Origin of the sequence: Campylobacter sp. BCW_6877, from assembly GCF_001762445.1 — a bacterium.
Classification (GTDB): Bacteria; Campylobacterota; Campylobacteria; order Campylobacterales; family Campylobacteraceae; genus Campylobacter_D; species Campylobacter_D jejuni.
In genome coordinates this window covers 1-19537 of record NZ_MJWW01000033.1, presented here as the reverse complement: position 1 = coordinate 19537, position 19537 = coordinate 1, and the positions used below count along the sequence as shown (strand labels likewise).

Annotated in this window: 19 protein-coding genes and 5 tRNA genes; 12 read left to right on the top strand and 12 right to left on the bottom strand. The window is 31.8% G+C overall.

What is annotated here, in order from left to right; all coding sequences use genetic code 11:
• Nucleotides 1-147 precede the first annotated feature (147 nt).
• The 8 genes from AJ936_RS03205 to AJ936_RS03170 all read left to right on the top strand — a co-directional run bounded on the left by AJ936_RS03205 (nt 148) and on the right by AJ936_RS03170 (nt 8249).
• Nucleotides 148-2241 carry an FTR1 family protein gene (locus AJ936_RS03205; protein ID WP_070274057.1) on the top strand — a complete coding sequence of 698 codons (2094 nt, stop codon included), beginning with the start codon at nt 148-150 and terminating at the stop codon, nt 2239-2241.
• A complete protein-coding gene (locus tag AJ936_RS03200) occupies nt 2238-2777 on the top strand; it encodes an iron transporter (RefSeq protein WP_002778842.1) in 540 nt (179 codons plus the stop codon). Before AJ936_RS03205 ends, AJ936_RS03200 begins: the two co-directional genes overlap by 4 nt.
• An 82-nt stretch (nt 2778-2859) precedes the next feature.
• Complete coding sequence (locus AJ936_RS03195) at nt 2860-4263, top strand: Fe-S-containing protein (RefSeq protein WP_070274056.1); 1404 nt, start codon at nt 2860-2862, stop codon at nt 4261-4263.
• Nucleotides 4253-5542 (top strand): ABC transporter permease, encoded by a 1290-nt coding sequence (locus tag AJ936_RS03190; RefSeq protein ID WP_070274055.1) that lies wholly within the window; start codon nt 4253-4255, stop codon nt 5540-5542. The genes AJ936_RS03195 and AJ936_RS03190 overlap by 11 nt, the downstream gene beginning before the upstream one ends.
• Nucleotides 5532-6650, top strand: coding sequence for an FtsX-like permease family protein (locus AJ936_RS03185; protein ID WP_070274054.1), 1119 nt, complete (start codon nt 5532-5534; stop codon nt 6648-6650). Before AJ936_RS03190 ends, AJ936_RS03185 begins: the two co-directional genes overlap by 11 nt.
• The gene (locus AJ936_RS03180) at nt 6647-7300 is read left to right on the top strand and encodes an ABC transporter ATP-binding protein (RefSeq protein WP_079860926.1); all 654 of its coding nucleotides are present in this window, start codon (nt 6647-6649) and stop codon (nt 7298-7300) included. The genes AJ936_RS03185 and AJ936_RS03180 overlap by 4 nt, the downstream gene beginning before the upstream one ends.
• Entirely contained in the window at nt 7297-7785 is a 489-nt protein-coding gene (locus AJ936_RS03175; RefSeq protein ID WP_070274052.1) for a TlpA disulfide reductase family protein, read from the top strand. Before AJ936_RS03180 ends, AJ936_RS03175 begins: the two co-directional genes overlap by 4 nt.
• Nucleotides 7746-8249 carry a conjugal transfer protein TraF gene (locus tag AJ936_RS03170; protein WP_070274051.1) on the top strand — a complete coding sequence of 168 codons (504 nt, stop codon included), beginning with the start codon at nt 7746-7748 and terminating at the stop codon, nt 8247-8249. Before AJ936_RS03175 ends, AJ936_RS03170 begins: the two co-directional genes overlap by 40 nt.
• Before the next feature lie 9 nt (nt 8250-8258).
• On the opposite strand, the gene AJ936_RS03165 is transcribed toward AJ936_RS03170, so the two are convergent.
• The 12 genes from AJ936_RS03165 to recA form a co-directional block, all read right to left on the bottom strand.
• Nucleotides 8259-8696 carry a DUF411 domain-containing protein gene (locus tag AJ936_RS03165; protein ID WP_070274050.1) on the bottom strand — a complete coding sequence of 146 codons (438 nt, stop codon included), beginning with the start codon at nt 8694-8696 and terminating at the stop codon, nt 8259-8261.
• Between the two features lie 283 nt (nt 8697-8979).
• Nucleotides 8980-9423, bottom strand: coding sequence for a hypothetical protein (locus tag AJ936_RS03155; RefSeq protein WP_070274049.1), 444 nt, complete (start codon nt 9421-9423; stop codon nt 8980-8982).
• 175 nt (nt 9424-9598) lie between these two features.
• Nucleotides 9599-9683: transfer RNA gene (locus AJ936_RS03150), tRNA-Leu, on the bottom strand.
• A gap of 5 nt (nt 9684-9688) precedes the next feature.
• Nucleotides 9689-9765, bottom strand: a tRNA-Arg gene (locus AJ936_RS03145).
• Nucleotides 9766-9779: 14 nt separating this feature from the next.
• Nucleotides 9780-9856: transfer RNA gene (locus AJ936_RS03140), tRNA-Arg, on the bottom strand.
• 3 nt (nt 9857-9859) lie between these two features.
• Nucleotides 9860-9936 (bottom strand) — tRNA-His (locus AJ936_RS03135).
• 24 nt (nt 9937-9960) lie between these two features.
• A tRNA-Pro gene (locus tag AJ936_RS03130) sits at nt 9961-10038 on the bottom strand.
• A 42-nt stretch (nt 10039-10080) separates the two neighbouring features.
• Nucleotides 10081-10929, bottom strand: a complete 849-nt coding sequence (locus AJ936_RS03125; protein WP_070274048.1) for a DNA ligase — start codon at nt 10927-10929, stop codon at nt 10081-10083.
• Entirely contained in the window at nt 10929-11591 is a 663-nt protein-coding gene (gene cgpA / locus AJ936_RS03120) for a glycoprotein CgpA (RefSeq protein WP_052794987.1), read from the bottom strand. The genes AJ936_RS03125 and cgpA overlap by 1 nt, the downstream gene beginning before the upstream one ends.
• A complete protein-coding gene (locus tag AJ936_RS03115) occupies nt 11581-11784 on the bottom strand; it encodes a hypothetical protein (RefSeq protein ID WP_002839177.1) in 204 nt (67 codons plus the stop codon). Before AJ936_RS03115 ends, cgpA begins: the two co-directional genes overlap by 11 nt.
• A 65-nt stretch (nt 11785-11849) precedes the next feature.
• The gene (eno, locus tag AJ936_RS03110) at nt 11850-13094 is read right to left on the bottom strand and encodes a phosphopyruvate hydratase (protein ID WP_002856489.1); all 1245 of its coding nucleotides are present in this window, start codon (nt 13092-13094) and stop codon (nt 11850-11852) included.
• Entirely contained in the window at nt 13094-14125 is a 1032-nt protein-coding gene (gene recA, locus AJ936_RS03105) for a recombinase RecA (RefSeq protein WP_002862302.1), read from the bottom strand. Before recA ends, eno begins: the two co-directional genes overlap by 1 nt.
• A 106-nt stretch (nt 14126-14231) precedes the next feature.
• Between recA and AJ936_RS03100 the strand changes: the two genes are divergently transcribed.
• The 4 genes from AJ936_RS03100 to AJ936_RS03085 all read left to right on the top strand — a co-directional run bounded on the left by AJ936_RS03100 (nt 14232) and on the right by AJ936_RS03085 (nt 19474).
• Nucleotides 14232-15092 (top strand): menaquinone biosynthesis family protein, encoded by an 861-nt coding sequence (locus AJ936_RS03100; protein WP_070274047.1) that lies wholly within the window; start codon nt 14232-14234, stop codon nt 15090-15092.
• 11 nt (nt 15093-15103) lie between these two features.
• Nucleotides 15104-15373: a flagellar biosynthesis protein FliQ gene (gene fliQ, locus AJ936_RS03095; protein ID WP_070261516.1), complete on the top strand. Its 270-nt coding sequence runs from the start codon at nt 15104-15106 to the stop codon at nt 15371-15373.
• Nucleotides 15370-16146 (top strand): UDP-N-acetylmuramate dehydrogenase, encoded by a 777-nt coding sequence (locus AJ936_RS03090; protein WP_070261517.1) that lies wholly within the window; start codon nt 15370-15372, stop codon nt 16144-16146. Before fliQ ends, AJ936_RS03090 begins: the two co-directional genes overlap by 4 nt.
• Before the next feature lie 205 nt (nt 16147-16351).
• A complete protein-coding gene (locus AJ936_RS03085) occupies nt 16352-19474 on the top strand; it encodes an autotransporter outer membrane beta-barrel domain-containing protein (RefSeq protein ID WP_070274046.1) in 3123 nt (1040 codons plus the stop codon).
• Nucleotides 19475-19537 lie beyond the last annotated feature (63 nt).

Below are 19537 nucleotides of genomic sequence, written 5' to 3'. Positions count from 1 at the left end.
TAAAATATATCTTAAATATAATTAATAAAAAATATTATCGATACAAAAGCTTATTTTTTAGTTCTATTTAAGATTTTTAATATTATACTAGCCATTATTTATTTTGATAATAAATATTATTTTTATCAAAAACCAAGGGTAATGATAATGAAAATTTTTAAAATTATATTTTTAATTATAAGTATTTTTTTATCAAGCTCAGCTTTTGCTAGAGTAGATGATTATATTAATGAAGCAAATCTTATCAAAGATATGCTAAAACAAAGCATAGAAACTTACAAAAAGGGTGATAATCTAGGTGCTAAAAAGCTTAGCGAAGATGCGTATTTTCAACATTTTGAAAATATGGAAGGCCCTATAGGAAGAAACATAGGAAGAAAAGCCATCACCATGGAGCGTAAATTTGTAAATTTGCGTCGCATGTATAAAGATGAAGCTCCTTTAACACAAATTAATGCTTTAATTGATAGTCTTTATTATGATCTTGATGAAGTAGCCCCAATCTTACAAAATGGATATCGTTTAAAAGCAGAAGCAAGCGATACAAACTATGATAAGGCTAAAGCTGAAAAATCAAGCCTAGAAGCCAATGCCAAACGCGAAGCTGATGCAGAAGCTTTAATCGCACAAATGATGGGCGTGGATAAAAAAGATTTAGCACAAAGTTCTTTAGACACTCAAACTCCTAATACACCTACAAACAACGATGCGAGCAAACTTACAGATGATAATGCAAGCGCTGATTTACAAGCTGCTGCTGCAATGGACGTAAGATTGCAATTTATACTAGATAATATCTCTACCAAATTTTCACAGGCAGCTAATGCTTTTAAAGAAAAAAACTACCAAGCTAGTAAAGATTTTTTAAATGATGCCTTATTTAGTGATTATCGCAATACCAAAGTAGAAATTTTAGTAAATAAATTTACCAAAGCAGGAAACGATCAAAAAATTCAACAAGCCATACGCACCCTTATACGCCAAATCAACGATGCAAAAATAGATGAAAAAGACTTAAGAAATGGCTTAGATAACATAGAAGAACAAATTTTTGATGTTTTCTTACAAATTCCAAATTCAGAACTTTCAAGTTTGCAAATTTCAGGCTTTAATGATGAAACAAAAGGCAAAGATTATGCCAAAGTTTCTAATGATATCAAACTTGCCTTAGATGGAATTTTGAAAAATTATGATGGCTTTAGCGCTTCTATAGTAGATGATTTGCAAGGAATTTATCTAGATACTTTTGAAGCAAGCGGTATGGAAAATAAAATCGGTGCTGTAGATAGCGGCTTAAAACTTAAAATAGAAAGTTTATTTTCCAAAGGCGTAGCACTGATTAAAGCAAGTGCAGATAAAAAAGAGCTTGAAGCTACTTTTAATGACTTAGAACAACTCATAGCAAACAGTGTAGATAAAATTCAAGATTCTACTCCTTATTCGTTGTTTATATGGGCTTTAGGCATTATTTTGCGTGAAGGCTTGGAAGCTTTGATTATCGTTGTAGCCATTGTTTCTTATCTTGTGCAAAGTGGTAACAAAAATCGTCTAAATATCGCCTATAGTGCTCTTTTTACAGGAGTGATTTTAAGTTTTATTACCGCTTTTGGAGTTTCTTGGCTATTCAAAGAAAATGCAGGACAAAGTAGAGAGCTTATAGAGGGTATTACCATGCTTATAGCCGTATTACTACTCTTTTATGTGGGCTTTTGGCTACTTTCAAACGCACAAAATAAAAAATGGACAAGCTTTATCAAACAAGGTGCTATAGATGCTATATCAAACAATAGTGCAAAAACCCTTTGGATCACCGTATTTTTAGCTGTTTATAGAGAAGGTGCAGAAACTGTGCTTTTTTATCAAGCCTTGCTTTTTGATGCTAAAACAAGCACTGATTTTAGTGCTGTTTTTGGTGGGCTTGGACTTGGAATTTTAATACTTATTGTTTTATATTTTCTTTTAAAAGCAGGAGCCATTCGCATACCTGTAAAACAATTTTTCTATATCACTTCTTACATTATTTTTTACATGGTTTTTGTTTTTACAGGCAAAGGCATAGCTGAACTCATAGAAGGAAAAGTCATCATTCCTAGTCTTATACCTATGAATTTTGAACCGATTTTATGGCTTGGAATTTATCCTTACTATGAAACCTTAATATCTCAATTTATAGTTTTGATCATGCTAATTATTGGCATTTTAATAACAAAACAAATTTCAAAAAAAGGAGTAAAATCATGATAAAAAAAGTTTTATCAGTAGTTGCTGCAGCTGCGGTTATTAGTACAAATTTATTTGCAGGCGAAGTGCCAATCGGCGATCCAAAAGAACTTAATGGCATGGAAATAGCCGCTGTTTATTTACAACCCATTGAAATGGAGCCAAGAGGTATTGATTTAGCTGCATCTTTAGCAGATATTCACCTAGAAGCTGACATTCACGCACTTAAAAACAATCCAAATGGTTTTCCAGAAGGTTTTTGGATGCCTTATTTAACCATAGCTTATGAACTTAAAAATACCGACACAGGTGCGATTAAACGTGGAACTTTGATGCCTATGGTGGCTGATGATGGTCCTCACTATGGTGCAAATATCGCTATGGAAAAAGATAAAAAAGGTGGCTTTGGCGTAGGAAATTATGAACTTACTTTTTATATCTCAAATCCAGAAAAACAAGGTTTTGGACGCCATGTTGATGAAGAAACAGGCGTGGGTAAGTGGTTTGAACCTTTTAAAGTAGATTATAAATTCAAATACACAGGTACGCCAAAATGATTTTACGCTCGGATTTTCCGAGTGTTTAAATATTTTTATTTTTATTTGAAAAATTAAAATAACAATGTTTAAAGAGTAAATTATGAGTATATATTTTGTGCATTTTCTTATCAGTGTTTTACCGCTAAGTATTTTAATGGCCTTTATCACTCCTGATAAAAAATATATTTTTAAAAGTTTTTTAGTAGTTTTTTTGGGCTTTTTATTTGGATATTTTGCTTTTTTTATCGCAGCACAATTTTTAAAAACTGAAAATTTAATCTTTAATTTTGATTTTGTTTTTATAGGTTTATTGCTAGTAAGCTTTATATTTTATTTTTGGAAAAAAATTGAAATTTTAAATTTTATTTTATTAGGAATTTTAAGTTTTTGCACCGCTTTGCATTATTATTTTTTAAGTCAAGATTTCCCTATTTTTACTAGCTCTTTAATCGATAGCGAAGGTATAAGTTCTTTAGGTTTTATTGCTTTAGCCTTGCTTGCTTGTATTTTGATTTTCTTCTTTTTAAAATGGCAAAAAAATTTTAATCAAAAAACAAGCTTTATGCTGTTTTTACTGCTTATCCTTATAGAAAGCGATAAAGCTCTAGCCAATATCTTGCTTACTTTAATGCGAAATTCCATCATAGAAACTCATACTTTTTTGGTGAGTTTTGTAGGAAAAAGTAATTATTTTGGTGTTTTTGGAATTTATGTTTATTTAATTTTCATCGCTTTTTTAGCATTCTTAAGCTTAAAAATTCGCAAAAAAAATATAAGCAAAAAACAAATTTTAGATATAAATTATCGCAAAAACGAAGCTAAAACAAGTCTTATTAATCGCTATTTTTCCAGTGTTTTTATCTCCTGTGTTATAAGTTTTTGCATTGTTTTATACTTTTTTATGGTAAGCTCTAAGCCTTTAACCATAGATGAGCCTAAAGAAATTTTACCCGATAAGAATGGCAAATTTATCTTTGATATAGCTCTTTTAAGGGACAACAAACTCCACCGCTTTGCTTATATCAGTGCTGAAGGCAAGGTGATAAGGTTTTTTCTTATCAACAAAAGAGAAGATAAGGATTCTCCTGTAGCTGTTTTTGATGCTTGTATGATTTGTGGAGATATGGGCTATATCAAAAAAGATGGACAACTCATTTGCATTTCTTGCAATGTACGTATTTTCTTGCCTAGTGTAGGCAAAAGCGGGGGTTGCAATCCTATCCCACTCAAATACGAATACGATGGTAAAAAAATCACCATAGATGTTAAAGATGTAATAGCAGGATCTAATTATTTTAGCCAAATCAAAGAAATCGAAGTGCAAGATCCTGTATCAAAAACAAAAATTATAAACACCCAAGCTCCTTTTTCTTATAGTTATAAAGGGATTACTTATTATTTTTCAAATCAAAACAACTATGAAGAATTTAAAAAAGATCCTACAAAATATGTAGAAGAAAACGAAGCCCAATTTTTAATCCAAAGGAGAAACGATGTTGGCTAAAATGATTTTTAACTCTATATTTAAAAACAAAATTCAAAAATTTTTAGCCTTTCTTACTTGTTTTTTAGCCACGCTTTTGCTCTCTACTATGCTAAATATTACCCTAAGTATAGGCGATGAAGTAACTAAACAACTCAAAAGCTATGGCTCTAATATCCTTGTTTTACCCAAAGGCTCAAGTCTTAGTATAGAAATAGGTAATGAACTTTATGAACCCTTAAAAAACAAAAACTACCTAGAAGAAAAAAATTTATATATGATTAAAGACATTTATTGGCGTAACAACATCACCGCACTTGCTCCTTTTTTGGAAGGTAAAATCGCAATTGAAAACTCCCAGCAAAAAGCACTTATTTATGGCACTTATTTTCAAAAAGCCATAAAAATTAAAGATGATGATGATTTTATCACAGGTATAAAAAGTCTTTATCCTTATTTAGCAGTGCAAGGAGAATGGGCAAAAGATGATAGCAATGAAATCATGCTAGGCGAAGACTTTGCTAAAAACAATAAATTAAAATTAGGAGATACTATCAAACTCACAGGAGAAAACAATCAAAGCAAAGAAGCAAAAATCGTAGGCATTTTACTTCATGCCAATCCTAAAATGTCGAATAAAATCATCGCTCCTTTAAATTTAGCTCAAGATTTACTCAACAAACAAGGGCTTTACTCAAGTGCAGAAGTAAGAGCTTTTACCATACCTGAATCAGCCCTTTCTGAAAAAGTGCGTCGCATGGGCGAAGAAAAATTAGATCAGTTAGAATATGACAAATGGTATTGCTCAGCTTATGTAGGCTCAATCGCTAGTCAAATTAGTGATGGCTTACCAGGTGCTGATGCAAAAGCTCTAAATGCTATAAGCGATGCTCAAAGCTTGGTGGTTAAAAAGATCCAATCCTTAATGGGCATTACTTGCATTATTTGTCTTATTGTTGCAAGTATTGCGATTTCAAGTCTAATGAGTTCTGAAATTCATCGTAGAAAAAAAGAAATAGGACTTTTAAAAGTACTTGGTGCTAATACTTTTCAAATTTATCTCATCTTTGCTAGTGAAAATTTAATCGTAGCTTTATTTGCTGCTTTATTTGGCTTTATTTTTGGCACAGCACTTTCTCAAATCATCAGCCTTAGCATTTTTGGATATTTTATTGATATAGCCTTTATAGCTTTACCTTTAAGCTTTATTTTTGCAGGACTTATTGCCTTACTAGGTTGCTTGCTTCCTATAAAAAATATCACACAACTTTCAGCTGCAGGAGTGCTTTATGGTAGATAAGTTTTTCCTTAATGAGCTTTTTAAAAGCATTAGCTTTTCTTATCAAAGACTTTTTATTATAGTTTTAAGTGTTTTTATAGGAGCACTTACTTGCTCAGCTTTTTTAAATATTTATTTTGATATTGACACCAAACTTTCTAAAGAATTAAAAGCTTATGGAGCAAATGTAATGATAAGCCCTAAGCACGATGAAAATTTTATCTCCAATGCTGAGTATGAAAAAATAAAAGAAAATTTAAAGGCTAGAGCTTTAACTCCTTTTTTGTATGATTTTTTAAATTTAGGTAGTACAAGCGGAGTGGTTTTAGGCACTGATTTTAGGGCTTTAAAAATCACTAAACCTTTTTTAGAAGTTAAAGAAGGAAGCTTTTCTCTAAATGATTTTGATGAAAATTCAGCCTTTTTAGGGGTTAATTTAGCCAAGCAACTAGGTCTAAAAATAGGCAATGAACTTCAAATTTACAATCCAAACAACGGAAAAAGCATAAAACTTACCATAAAAGGCATACTTTCAAGCAATGATGAATTTGATAGCATTGTTTTAGCTCCTTTAAGCGTGGTGCAAAATTTAAGCGATAGAGCCGGTATTAACTATGCTAATGCTGTAGTTTATGGAAATTTTGATGAAGTTAAAGCCAAAACACAAGCAATCAGCAATGAATTCATCGATTCAAAACCTATATCTTCAGTATCCTTAAGCGAAGGTTTGGTGCTTGGAAAAATCAAAGCTTTAATGTTTTTAATCATACTTGTAGTATTGATCATAGTCACTACTAGCGTTAATACGACCTTAAGTTCTATTATATTTTCTCGCAAAAAAGAAATCGCACTGCGTTTAGCCTTGGGTGCGAAAAAAAGTGAAATTTTTAAACTTTTCGCTAGTGAATGCTTTATAGTAAGTTTTTTTGCTAGTTTAATCGGAGCTTTTTTTGGGATATTTTTAGCTAATGTCTTTGGTTATTTGATTTTTAATTCTAGTATTGATTTTAGATTTATAGCTGTTTTTATAGCCTTAATCATTTCTTTGATTTTTGCCTTTTTGGCTGCATTTTTTCCTATAAAAAGAGCATTAAAAATCAATGTGTGTGAAAATTTGAAAGGTGAATGATGAAAAAAGAACTTATTAAAATAAACAACTTAAATAAAGAATTTGGCAAAGTTAAAGCCTTAAACAATATCAACTTAAGAGTCTATGAAGGAGAATGGCTTGCCATCATGGGTCCATCAGGAAGTGGAAAATCAACGCTTTTAAACATACTATCACTCATGGATACTCCAAGTTCTGGAGAGTATATCTTAGACAATGACAACCTAGAGCAAATGGATGAAGAGCAAAAAATCACCTTGCGTCGTGAAAAAATAGGACTTGTCTTTCAACAATTTCATCTTATCCCCTATCTTAACGCCTTAGAAAATGTTATGCTTTCTCAGTATTATCACTCAAGTGTAGATGAAGAAGACGCTAAAATGGTTCTTGAAAAAGTAGGACTTTCGCATAGACTCACTCATTTACCTAGCCAATTAAGTGGCGGGGAGCAACAAAGAGTTTGCATAGCAAGAGCTTTGATCAACAACCCAGAGCTTTTACTCGCAGATGAACCCACAGGAAATTTAGATGAAGCCAATGAAAAAATCGTTCTTCAAACCTTGCAAAAATTAAAAAATGAAGGCAAAACCATAGTTTTAATCACACACAATCCTGATTTGGCTAAATTCGCAGATCGAACCCTTATCTTACAACATGGGGTGTTAAAATGAAAAAAAGCCTTTTAATCTTAAGCATTTTGTTTTTGCTCAATGCTTGTTCTTTTGAAAATTCAAAAGATACTGGAAAAGTTGGAGAAAAAAGCGCTGAAATTTCAGCTAAAGATACTTTAGGAAAAGCTGTAAAACTTGCTGATGATAATACAAGTTTAAAAGTCTTAGTCTTTTTTCAAAATGGCTGTCCTTCTTGCTTAAAAGAACTCCCTTCTTTAGATGAATTCATACAAAATCACCCCAATAAAATCAGTGTTTATGCTATAAATTCCATGGATAATGCCAATGTAGTTAAAGTTTTAGCTGAACAATTTAACTTTAAAAATGTAAAAGTTTTAAAAGACGATCTTAAAATCACCAATGATCGTTACGCTGTGTTTGCAACCCCTACTACCATCATCATTAAAGATGGGATGATAAAAGATAGAATTTTAGGAGAAAAACCATGGGAATTTTTCGAATCCAAGCTTATTTCTTTGCTTTAATCATAGCTTTATTTTTTGTAGCTTGTGATAGTGGAGAAAATTTTAAAGCTTTAAATAGTGATAAAACCTATAATTTTGCCTACAATGGTTTTGAAAAAAGCCTAAAACTAAATGATAAAACACAAAATTTTGCCTTAGTATTTTTCACAAAAGATTGTGGAGTTTGTAAAGAACAAATTCCTATTTTACAGAATTTAGCTAAAAATTATGATTTTAATATCTTTGTGGTTTTAGGCGATGCAAATGATGCAAATGATGCAAAAGCTTGGGCTGATGAAAAAGGTTTATCTAATTTAGCAATGTTTTATGAAAAAAGAGCTGTTAAATACCTCTCAAGTGCCATTGGGGAAATATACGGAGTGCCTGTGCTTAGTTTTTTCAAAGAAGGAAAAATGGATGAAAAATTCATAGGCTTAACTCCTTATAGCATACTTGAAAAAGAAATCAAAAAAGTAAAAAGCTAAAAATTTACTTTAAAGCTTTTTATCTCCTATAAAATATCCATAAAGCTCATAGCTTCCATCTTTTTTCATCAAAATTACAGGATATTTTTCACTATATCCTTGTTCCATTCCTGGGCTTCCTTGTGGCATGCCAGGAGCTGAAATTCCTATAGCATCTTTAGGTTTGTTTTCAAGCAACCAGCTTACAGCACTTTCAGGAACATGTCCTTCAATAGCATAACCTTCGATCACACCTGTATGGCAACTTTGATACTCATCTTTTATACCCATTTTTTCTTTGATTTTAAGAAAATCATTGGTTTTATGAACACTAACCTCATAGCCCTTAGCTTTCATATAATCAGCCCAAAAATCACAACAGCCACAAGTAGGACTTTCATAAACTTGTATTTCCTTAGCCTGCGTAAGAGTGAGTAAAAAAAGAATGGTTAAAATTGTTTTTTTCATAATTGCTATCCTAAGTAAAAGATATATAATAATACTTTTATAAAGTTAATATTATCACATTTTTAACACCAAAAAATAAATTTACAAAATTTAATCAAGAAAAGATTTTTAATTAGTGCTAATTTTTCTTTACAGCAAAGATATAAAAGATAAAACGATTTAAAAAACTAGAAATTTTTAACTTAAAAAGCTTAAAATTTAGATATATTTTATACTTACTATGTTTTTTTATAGTTAAAACCTTTATGGTGTGAAAGCTCTAAAATAATAGAGCTTTCAAGTATTATTTGAAATTATAGAACTTATCAGCAGCTCCACCATCACAAGAAACCTTATCGCTTGATTTTGTATATTTACCCCCTTTAACACATTTAATATTCCATTCAGCAGCCCAATTTGTTTTTCTATCTACAACTAAGAATTCATTATAATAAATAATCTTTCCTTTTGCTATTTCTTGTTTCATTACTTTTAAAGGACCCCTTTGAATAACATCATATTCATGCGGATCATCTTTTTTGATACTTTCTATAGCATAAATCTCTAAGTTATCAGTGTTAAATTGACTTTTCATTTCTTCTTTAGCATCTTCTAAAGCTATTTTTGCATAGGCATCATCTCCTCCTGATACTTTAACTAAATTAGAATCATGTATAGTGATAACCCCTGCAAATGCTGACACATTTAAAGCAACTAAAGCTGCTAAAGCTAAACCTAATTTTTTCATTTTAATCTCCTTGAATTGAATTTTGTATATTTTAATTATTTTTCAAATCTTTTGTAAGATAATTTTTGAATTTATCTAAATTAAATTTGCATTTTATCTAGCAATCATAAGAAATTTTAAAATGAAATAAAAATTTATGAGAAATCAACTCTTGTTTGAAAATGATAAAAGTAAGTGGTGCGGATGAAAGGACTTGAACCTTCACGCATTGCTGCACCAGATCCTAAGTCTGGCGTGTCTGCCAATTTCACCACATCCGCTAAAGTGGTACGCCCAAGAGGATTCGAACCTCTGACCTACGGCTTAGAAGGCCGTTGCTCTATCCAGCTGAGCTATGAACGCATATAAAATCTTGGTGGTGCGCCCGATAGGAATCGAACCCATAACCTACAGATCCGAAGTCTGTCGCTCTATCCAGTTGAGCTACGAGCGCTAGTGGGGTGAGTGATGGGAATTGAACCCACGACCCTCAGGACCACAATCTGATGCTCTAACCGACTGAGCTACACTCACCATTTTGTATAAATTTATAAAAAATGGTCGGGGTGAAAGGATTCGAACCTTCGGCCCCTTGGTCCCAAACCAAGTGCGCTAACCAGACTGCGCTACACCCCGAATAAATAAAAGGAAATATTTTATCACAAAATAATTTTAAAGTCAAGGATTTTCATCTCTTATTCTTAAAAACACCGGAAAGCGAGGTAAGGAATTTTTGGTCAATCCATTAAATTTATAAGTCACAATACTACCAATTTTTGGAGGATTTTTTCTATCTTCATCTTTTAAACCACTGCCTATTTTAATGATTTGTCCATTAGGCATTTTACAAAGTAAGGCACCTACTTGATTTTCAAATTTACCCTTACCCTTGCGAAATCCTACCAACTCACATTCTGCATCATCATAGGGTTTTAATTTCATAGCATTTTTACTTCTGCCTTTTTCATAAGGACTTAAATTTTTGCGTATGACAATACCTTCACCTTGATTTTTTATAATGCTTTCGTAAAATTGATTTAAATTATTTTGATTTTCAACTGGAATTTGAGGAATAATTTTTATATAGACACTAGGATATTTTTGCAAATACTCTTCTAAAACAGCCAAACGATTTTTAAGCGTGCAAGTAGAAATTTGAAATTCTTCGCAAGCATTTGGTACATCAAAAATATTATAAGTTACTTCTTTCCATAAGGTCAAATTGCTATCGCCACTACGAATTAAAGCTGAAATTTCATCAAATTTATTTCTTGCTATCCAAAGCTCACCATCAATAGCGAAAGGAGGGAAATTTTTTGTAAAAAAGTCAGGAGTTTTTATTTTGTAATTTTGGCGAGTTTTTAGATATTTTCCATCCCAAATTCCACGTACTCCATCAAGTTTTTCGCTCATCAAGTAAGTATTAAAATCTTTAGAGTTAAAATCTTGCTTATCGAATTTGCTAAGAAGTAAAATTTCATTAGCAAAAACTAAACAAGCGCAACATATTAAAAAAATAAATCTCATCAAAGCAGATTAATCATATATCCAGTTGCATCTTTTTGAATATTATAATTATAAGTTCCATCAAGATATATTACAAGTCGATAATATCCTTTATGAGATCCAAAGTCTATGCGTTTAAAAATAGAATTGCTAAGGCGTATGTTTTTTGTAGGGCTAATCAAATTAGACCTAAAATCTATAACGATTTTGCTTGGATTTCCTACTGAAAAATCTGTGATCATTTCATCACTAGTGTTAAGTTTTATTTTGTTTTTATAAACCGCGTAAGAAATAAAATCATAAATCTTTGCAACCTGTAAAGGTATTTCAACATTGGCTGTTGAGTTTGATTCTTGTTTAGAGCTATTTTTTTCAGGTATAGTAACTGAAACATCAAGTACTTTTGAAGGATCAGGGCTTTTAAATCTTGATATAGTATAAGTATCGTGCCAATCAATACTTTTATTAACATCTAAATCAATCTTATCTTCACTTCCGTCTAAATTGATATAATTAAAAGTGATGCTTTTTAAAATTCTTGCACTAGAATTAAATTTAACTTCCTCTTTTTGAAATTCAGGTGGAGCAACCAAAGTTATATTTTGATCTGCCTTGAAAGGATTTTCATCAGCATATAAAAGAGAGGTAAAAATAAAAAATATTGCTAAAATTCTAGTTTTCATTTGGGTATAATCCTTTTAATTCAAAATAATCTTTTTGTGCTTTAGCGTTTTGTTCTTTGAGTAAAATAATCTTTTTATTAAGCTCTTCTTTGGTATTTTCTAAGCTTAATAAAGTATCCAAAGAATACTGCCCAAAAAACATATTGCCAAAATAAATTGCTCCAATTACAACAAGAAAAGCCCAAAAAATCATTTTTATAACATGGGTATAAAAACTTTTTTTTCTTGTGCTTTCGTCGTATTCTTTAAGTAAATCGCTCAGAGCTTTTCTCCTAAGTATTCATCACTTTCAAGTTCAATTTCAAGCAAGCGATTGTATTTTGCAGTTCTTTCGCCTCTTGCTAGGGCTCCTGTTTTGATTTGTCCTGTATTTAAAGCTACGGCAAAATCTGCTATAAAAGCATCTTCACTTTCGCCGCTTCTATGACTCATCACGCATTTATAGTTATTTCTTTGTGCTAAACGCACAGTTCTCATAGTTTGGGTAATAGTTCCGATTTGATTTGGTTTAATAAGCACAGCATTTGCCATTTTTTTGATGATGCCTTCTCTTAAAATATCTTCATTAGTTACAAACAAATCATCGCCTACAAGCTGAATTTTATTGCCCAATTTTTCAGTAAGCTTAATCCAACCTTCAAAGTCATTTTCAGCTAAGCCATCTTCGATACTGCAAATTGGATATTTTGCACAAAGTTCTACATAGCGTTCGATCAAATCCTCGCTTGAAAAAGCCTTGCCTTCCATGTGGTATTTACCATCTTTGAAAAATTCTGTACTTGCTACATCAAGAGCAATTTTTACACGATTTTCATAACCTGCTTTTTTGATACAAGTCATTAAAAGATCGATAGGTTCTGTGTTATTAGCTAAATTTGGAGCAAAACCGCCTTCATCACCTAAAGCTGTAGAATGTCCAGAATTTGCGAGTTCTTTTTTTAATATCGCATAAATTTCACAAACTGAACGCAAAGCTTCTTTAAAACTAGTAAAACCAAAAGGCATGATCATAAATTCTTGAAAATCTACATTGTTGTTTGCATGAGCACCGCCATTTATGATATTACACATTGGTACAGGCAAAATGCTTGCATTTGCACCACCTAAGTAGCGATACAAAGGCATTCCCAAAGCAGCTGCAGCTGCACGAGCTGTTGCCATAGACACGCCTAAAGTCGCATTTGCGCCTAAATTTGAGTAATTATTTGTTCCATCAAGCTCACGCAAAGTATCATCAAGTTGAGTTTGATTAAAAGCATCTAGCCCTAAAATTTCATCTGCAATGGTTTCATTGACATTTGCAACAGCTTTTAAAACGCCTTTTCCGCCAAATCTTTCATCATTATCACGCAATTCTAAAGCCTCTTTTGAACCTGTACTTGCACCACTTGGAACTATGGCCGCACCTACACTTCCATCGCTTAGCGTAACTTCAGCTTTTACGGTTGGGTTTCCTCTACTATCAAGAACTTCATAGGCTCTAACATCTTCAATTACTAACATTATTCTTCTCCTTCGTCATCTTCGCTACCGCTGAACATACCTTCTATTCCCATAGAATTTTGAATCGCTTTTGTGATTTCATCTGCAATTTCAGGGTTTTCTTTTAAGAAAGCTTTTGAGTTTTCTCTACCTTGTCCAAGTTTTTTATCTTTATAAGAGAACCACGCACCACTTTTATCTACGATATCAAGTTTTACACCGTAATCAATCAACTCACCTTCACGGCTTAAACCCTCTCCAAACATCACATCAAATTCAGCTTGTCTGAATGGAGGAGCAACTTTATTTTTAACTACTTTTACTTTTACACGATTTCCTATAGGTTCTTCGTTTTGTTTTAAGGTTGCTACTTTTCTAACATCTAAACGCACAGAAGCATAAAATTTTAACGCATTTCCACCTGTTGTGGTTTCAGGAGTACCATAACCCATAGCGCCGATTTTCATACGAATTTGGTTGATGAAAATTACTGTGGTATTCATTTTATGAACTATACCTGTAAGTTTTCTTAGAGCTTGAGACATAAGTCTTGCTTGAAGTCCTACATGTTGATCACCCATATCGCCTTCAATTTCTGCTTTTGGGGTAAGTGCTGCAACGCTATCTACTACGATAAGATCTACTGCACCACTTCTTGCTATAGTTTCTACAATTTCTAAAGCTTGCTCTCCAAAATCAGGTTGAGAAACATATAAATCATCTGTATTTACACCTAAATTTTTAGCATATTTTACATCAAGCGCATGTTCTGCATCGATAAAAGCACAAACTCCACCTGCTTTTTGGCATTCTGCGATAATGTGTAAAGTTAGAGTGGTTTTACCTGAACTTTCAGGCCCATAAATTTCTATGATTCTTCCTTTTGGAACACCGCCTATACCTAAAGCAAGATCAAGCCCAACTGAACCTGTACCTATGCTATCGATTTGCTCGACTTCTTTATCCCCTAGTCTTAAGATAGTGCCTTTTCCAAAGGTTTTATCTAAACTTTTTAGGGCAGCATCTAGGGATTTTCTTTTATTATCATCCATAACTTTCCTTAAAAATTCTAAATTTTTAGTTAGAATTCTAACAAAATAAAATTAAATAATGGTTTATTTTGCTAGAATTAAAGCAAAGATTTACAAGGAAGCATAGATGAAAAAAATTACTATTGCACATTCTCCTGATGCTGATGATATTTTTATGTATATGGCTATTAAATTTGGGTGGATGGGGAATGATTTTGCTTATGAAAATACAGCTTTAGATATACAAACTTTAAATGAATTTGCCTTGAAAAATGAATTTGATGCTACAGCTATTTCTTTTGGGCTTTATCCTTTAATCGCTTCTGAGTATGCGCTTTTACGCACAGCAGTGAGTTTTGGCGAAGGTTATGGGCCAAAACTCATCAAGAAAAAAGATACGCATTTAAAAAGAAATTTTAAAGTCGCTTTGAGTGGAGCAAATACCACCAATGCTTTGATTTTTCGTATGAAATATCCTGAAGCTAGAATTATTTATAAGAATTTTTTAGACATTGAAAATGCAGTTTTAAGTGGTGAAGTAGATGCAGGAGTTTTGATCCATGAAAGCATTTTAGAATTTGATCAAAGTCTTTGCGTGGAAGCAGAACTTTGGGATATATGGCTTGAATTTGCTAAAGAAAATTTACCTTTGCCTTTAGGTGGAATGGCTTTGCGTCGCTCTTTGCCTTTAAGCGATGCGATTAAGATCGAAAAGGATTTAACCAATGCTGTAAAAATCGCCGATGCAAATCGTAAAATTTTAGCCCCTATGCTTATGGAAAGAAAACTTATCCGTGTTGATGAAGAAAAACTGGATACTTATCTTAATCTATACGCCAATAAAAACTCCATTAGCATGAATCAAACTCAACTTTTAGCTGTAGATACGCTTTTTAAACTAGGATATGATTATAAATTTTATGATAAAATCATACATGTAAATGATTATCTTATCCCTAGCGAATACGAAGAAGTTAGAAATTCTTAAAAAGGATAAAAATGGATGAAAGTACCTTAGTTGCTCTTGGAGTGCAAACCTTTAAAATCACACTTTTACTTTCCTTGCCTATGCTTTTAGCAGGGCTTATTGCAGGGCTTGTAATCAGTATTTTTCAAGCAACTACACAGATTAACGAAATGACACTTTCTTTTGTTCCTAAAATCATCTTGGTTGTAGTTGTTTTAATCTTTTTAATGCCTTGGATGACTACAACTATGATTGACTTTACTGAAAACATACTAAATCAAATTCCAACTTTTATCAAATGATCATTGATTTTAAAAAATACTCTTCTGTGCGTATAGGAAATGAATTTGAAGTTTTAGTTTTGGATCAAATTTGTGATTTTGATGGTTTTTTAATAGGCGGCGCAAATAACCTTTTAGTTAGCCCAAAACCTAAAAATATAGGAATTTTAGGAGATAGTTTTGATTTTATACAAATTTTAGATCAAAATAAAGATTTTATACATCTTCGCATAGGCTGCAAAACAAAATCAAGCAAAATGTATCGTTTTGCCAAAGAAAATAATCTTAAGGGTTTTGAGTATTTAAGCAAAATTCCTGGTACACTTGGCGGGCTTTTGAAGATGAATGCAGGACTTAAAGGAGAGTGCATTAGTCAAAATTTAATCAAAATTGCTACTTTTCAAGGCGAAATTTTAAGAGAAAATATAAATTTTGATTATCGTTTTTGTCCTTTAAATATGCCTTTTTTTTGGGCTGAATTTAAACTAAATTTTGGCTTTGATACCCTTAAAGATAAAACTTTAAAAAATGCAAGGAGCAACCAACCTAGTGGGGCAAGCTTTGGCTCTATCTTTAAAAATCCAAAAAACGACTTTGCAGGACGTTTAATCGAAGCTGTAGGACTTAAAGGATTTAGCAAGGGAGATGCTATGTTAAGCGACAAACACGCAAATTTTTTAATCAATAAAAAAAATGCAAGTTTTGAAGATGCGTTTTTTCTTATCGAATTAGCTAGAAAAAAAGTCTTTGAAGAATTTGGCATAAACTTAGAAAATGAAGTGATTATAATCTAAACACAGAAAACAATAAAAGTCTAAAAATTTACTCTTAATCTAACTTTAAATAAAACATAAATTCAAACAATATAGTTTTATTATAATAAGTATTTAATAATATTTTAAGTATAACTATTTTAATATTCTGTCGTTTTATTTTGTATTTTATATTATTTTTAAAAAATATAATATATAGAACAAATTATAAAGGGAGGAAATTCTTATGAAAAATATCACATTAACTAAAACACCTATAGGAGAGGGTAAAGAATCCTGTTTAAATTCTAAAAAGATAGTTTTATCTTTGGCTGCTATTTCTTTCTTAGCTAGTTGTGCAAATGCTGCACCTACTCCTGAAATAAAAACTTATGATGAAATAAGTAAAAATACTAAAGCTAGTTCAGCAAGTGTTTATGCTCCTCAAGCTAGGATTAATACGACTGTAAGTAGTTCAATCAACAATCAAATCAACATTTCTGATTCAGGTGTGCATACCATAATAATTGAAGCAGGTGGAACTTTAGGTAGTATAGGTAATAACAATAAAATCATCTATGCCCATGCTAGTGGTAACAACACTCTTACTCTTACTAATCTTACCAATAAAGGAACTATTAACGGTAAGGTAGCTGTAGAACATGATCAAGGTTTTGCAGGAACCATCACTGTTAACACCTTTGAAAATACAGGTCAAGTTAATGGTCAAATTTATATGGGAGTTTGGGGAGGTCAGGGAACTCTCACTGTGGATCAGTTTGATAACAGTGGAACTATAGCTTCAAGCGATAAAGGAGTTTTTTTCCAAGGCCTTGCTAATAATAAATCCACGATTAATAATTTTAACAACACTGGAGTTATAACAACTTCAACAAATAAAGAAGCTGTTCAGTTTAATTATACCGATGTTAAAACCATTACCAATAATGGAAACATTAAAAGCGAAGGACATAGAGGTATAAGCATAAATAATTCAAGTGTACAAACTCTTAATAATAGTGGCACTATTCAAACCAGCAATCAAGATGTAAAAAACTGGGATACACAAGCAATATATATTGGCAATTCTACAATCCAAACATTTATCAATAGCAAAAACGGAATCTTAAAAGGTGATGGAAGAAAAGATCCAGGAGGACCTAATGGGGCTGCATTTGCGAGCTCTGGGGTTAATCTTCAAGCTTCTACTATAAAAAATTTTGATAACTCAGGCATTCTTTCGGGAAGAGTAGGTATAAATATATCAAGTACTACTATAGATAATTTTAAAAACAGTGGCACTATAGAAGGAACATCTGGAGCCAAACAATTATCAGGAGCAGTATTCATTCAAAGTTGGGGAACTTCAAGCTCCACTATTAAAAATTTTGAAAACACAGGCCTAATTAAAAATCAAAACGGCAATGCTATCTTCATAGGTGATGGCAACAAGATAGAAACCCTTACAAATAAAGGAACTATAGAAGCAGGCAACAATGGTATAACTTTTTATGCATTTGATACAAATAAAAATCCCGTTAATATTGGTAAAATCACTATAGAAAAAGGTGGTGTTATTAAAGCAGGCAATGATGCAATCCATATAGATGGAAGTAAAAATGGTATTGAGGGTGAAGGCATTGAAGTTAAAGCAGGGGGTAGATTAGAAGGTGGTAATGCAGGTATTTATATAGGTGGCGGTAAGCAAGTAAATACTAGCATCAATGTATCTGGAACTATCCAAGGTGGTAATGGGGGTATTATTAATACTGGAACCATAGGAAAAGAAGGACAAGAACAACAAACTCACGGAATCACTATTGAAAATGAAGGTCTTATTGCTTCTGCAAAAGGAAGTGGTATTTTAAATACTGACAATGGAATTATTTATGGTAATATTTTCAATAAAAGTAATAATAATTTAAGTTTAAAAAATGATTCTGATGCGACTATTACAAGTGGTATTAAAAATAGTGGTAGTGGAACCATCTTTGTTAATAACCAAGGAACCATAGATAAAGATAATAGTGGCAATCATTTAACTAACAGCGGATCTGGTAGCATAGTCATAGAAGATTGGCTTGTTACTACAGATAAAGATACGGGTAAATTAGACACTATAGTTGTAGGTGGAAGTGGAAATGGAAATGTAAGTGCTGATAAAATTACTATAGATGAGGGCAATCTCGATCTAGGACAACTTGATAATATAAATGATATCATCTCAGGTGTTAATCAAAACAATATTGGCAATATAGGAACCAATGGTAGTGGAGAAATATCTTTAAGCTTTGATCCAATAACAGGAAAGCTTACTACAGATTTTAATCTTAATGCCTCCATATCAGGTGCAACCTTTAGATCTTTAATCTCTACTACTACAAGAAGATCAACCTTTATAGATAATGTTATGGGTAATTCTATGCAAACTTTTGCTTTAGCTTCTTCAAGTAAGTCTCAAAGCATTGCTATGTCTGAAAAGGGTAATTTATATGCAGATGCAAGTGATTATATAAAGAGTGATTTAAATAATGGAAGCTATGGTTCTAATAAAGAACATTCTTTATTCATCCTTCCTTATGCTTCTTCACAGAATGTTGAACTTTCTTTAAATGAAGAAAGTAAAGGACACACTAAAGGAACCATTATAGGTTATTCTACTTTAAAAGACAGTGGAATATATGGTGTGTATGCAGGTTATGAAGATACAAAAATGGGTTCAACTTATTTTGATATTAATAATAGAACCTATTATGCAGGTTTAAAATATTTTAATACCTTATTTACTACAGAAAAAGGTCAAGAAGTTTATATCAAAGCTCAAGGTAAAGCTGCTTTGATTAAAAATGATTTAACTAAAAAAATAGGAAATAATGAAGCTAAAGCTGAACCTAATTCTTATGCTTATGGAGTCAATACAGCCTTAGGTATGAATTTTATTTCTAATAAAGATATATTCTCCCCTGAAATAGGTCTTGCTTATGAAGGAGGTTATACTGAAGCTTTTTCTATGAAAGATACTATAGGACAAGCAACAGTTAAAGGTGGAGAAAGAACCTATGCAAACTATTTAAATCTTTTCTCTACTAAAACAAGCTTTACTTGGTTTAGAGATTGGTTGCCTAATTTAAAAACTTCAGTAGAACTTGGAGCTAAGTTTAATATCAATCCTAAAGTAGAAGCTGAGGCTAGATTTGGAAATATAAAAGTAAGTGATGAGTTTGATTTACCAAGAATACAAAAATTTGTAAGCACTTCTTTTATCGTTCCTGTTAATGAAGCTTTCTATTTTAGTTTAAACTATAATGGAATGTTTGATAAAGATGGCAATACCCATACAGGATTTGCTCAGTTTAATTATCTTTGGTAATCTTATAAAAGATCATACTTAGTTTAATTAGTTTACTCTCCTACTTGTTAAAAATTTCATCCT

Bases quoted from the DNA above. Each gene is read 5' to 3' on its own strand.
- eno (WP_002856489.1), bottom strand. From the start codon at position 13,094: ATGTTAGTAATTGAAGATGTTAGAGCCTATGAAGTTCTTGATAGTAGA.
- AJ936_RS03085 (WP_070274046.1), top strand. From the start codon at position 16,352: ATGAAAAATATCACATTAACTAAAACACCTATAGGAGAGGGTAAAGAA.
- AJ936_RS03180 (WP_079860926.1), top strand. From the start codon at position 6,647: ATGATGAAAAAAGAACTTATTAAAATAAACAACTTAAATAAAGAATTT.
- AJ936_RS03205 (WP_070274057.1), top strand. From the start codon at position 148: ATGAAAATTTTTAAAATTATATTTTTAATTATAAGTATTTTTTTATCA.
- AJ936_RS03170 (WP_070274051.1), top strand. From the start codon at position 7,746: ATGGGAATTTTTCGAATCCAAGCTTATTTCTTTGCTTTAATCATAGCT.
- AJ936_RS03185 (WP_070274054.1), top strand. From the start codon at position 5,532: ATGGTAGATAAGTTTTTCCTTAATGAGCTTTTTAAAAGCATTAGCTTT.
- AJ936_RS03115 (WP_002839177.1), bottom strand. From the start codon at position 11,784: ATGATTTTTTGGGCTTTTCTTGTTGTAATTGGAGCAATTTATTTTGGC.
- AJ936_RS03090 (WP_070261517.1), top strand. From the start codon at position 15,370: ATGATCATTGATTTTAAAAAATACTCTTCTGTGCGTATAGGAAATGAA.
- AJ936_RS03195 (WP_070274056.1), top strand. From the start codon at position 2,860: ATGAGTATATATTTTGTGCATTTTCTTATCAGTGTTTTACCGCTAAGT.
- AJ936_RS03200 (WP_002778842.1), top strand. From the start codon at position 2,238: ATGATAAAAAAAGTTTTATCAGTAGTTGCTGCAGCTGCGGTTATTAGT.
- AJ936_RS03100 (WP_070274047.1), top strand. From the start codon at position 14,232: ATGAAAAAAATTACTATTGCACATTCTCCTGATGCTGATGATATTTTT.
- fliQ (WP_070261516.1), top strand. From the start codon at position 15,104: ATGGATGAAAGTACCTTAGTTGCTCTTGGAGTGCAAACCTTTAAAATC.
- recA (WP_002862302.1), bottom strand. From the start codon at position 14,125: ATGGATGATAATAAAAGAAAATCCCTAGATGCTGCCCTAAAAAGTTTA.
- AJ936_RS03155 (WP_070274049.1), bottom strand. From the start codon at position 9,423: ATGAAAAAATTAGGTTTAGCTTTAGCAGCTTTAGTTGCTTTAAATGTG.
- AJ936_RS03175 (WP_070274052.1), top strand. From the start codon at position 7,297: ATGAAAAAAAGCCTTTTAATCTTAAGCATTTTGTTTTTGCTCAATGCT.
- cgpA (WP_052794987.1), bottom strand. From the start codon at position 11,591: ATGAAAACTAGAATTTTAGCAATATTTTTTATTTTTACCTCTCTTTTA.
- AJ936_RS03125 (WP_070274048.1), bottom strand. From the start codon at position 10,929: ATGAGATTTATTTTTTTAATATGTTGCGCTTGTTTAGTTTTTGCTAAT.
- AJ936_RS03165 (WP_070274050.1), bottom strand. From the start codon at position 8,696: ATGAAAAAAACAATTTTAACCATTCTTTTTTTACTCACTCTTACGCAG.
- AJ936_RS03190 (WP_070274055.1), top strand. From the start codon at position 4,253: ATGTTGGCTAAAATGATTTTTAACTCTATATTTAAAAACAAAATTCAA.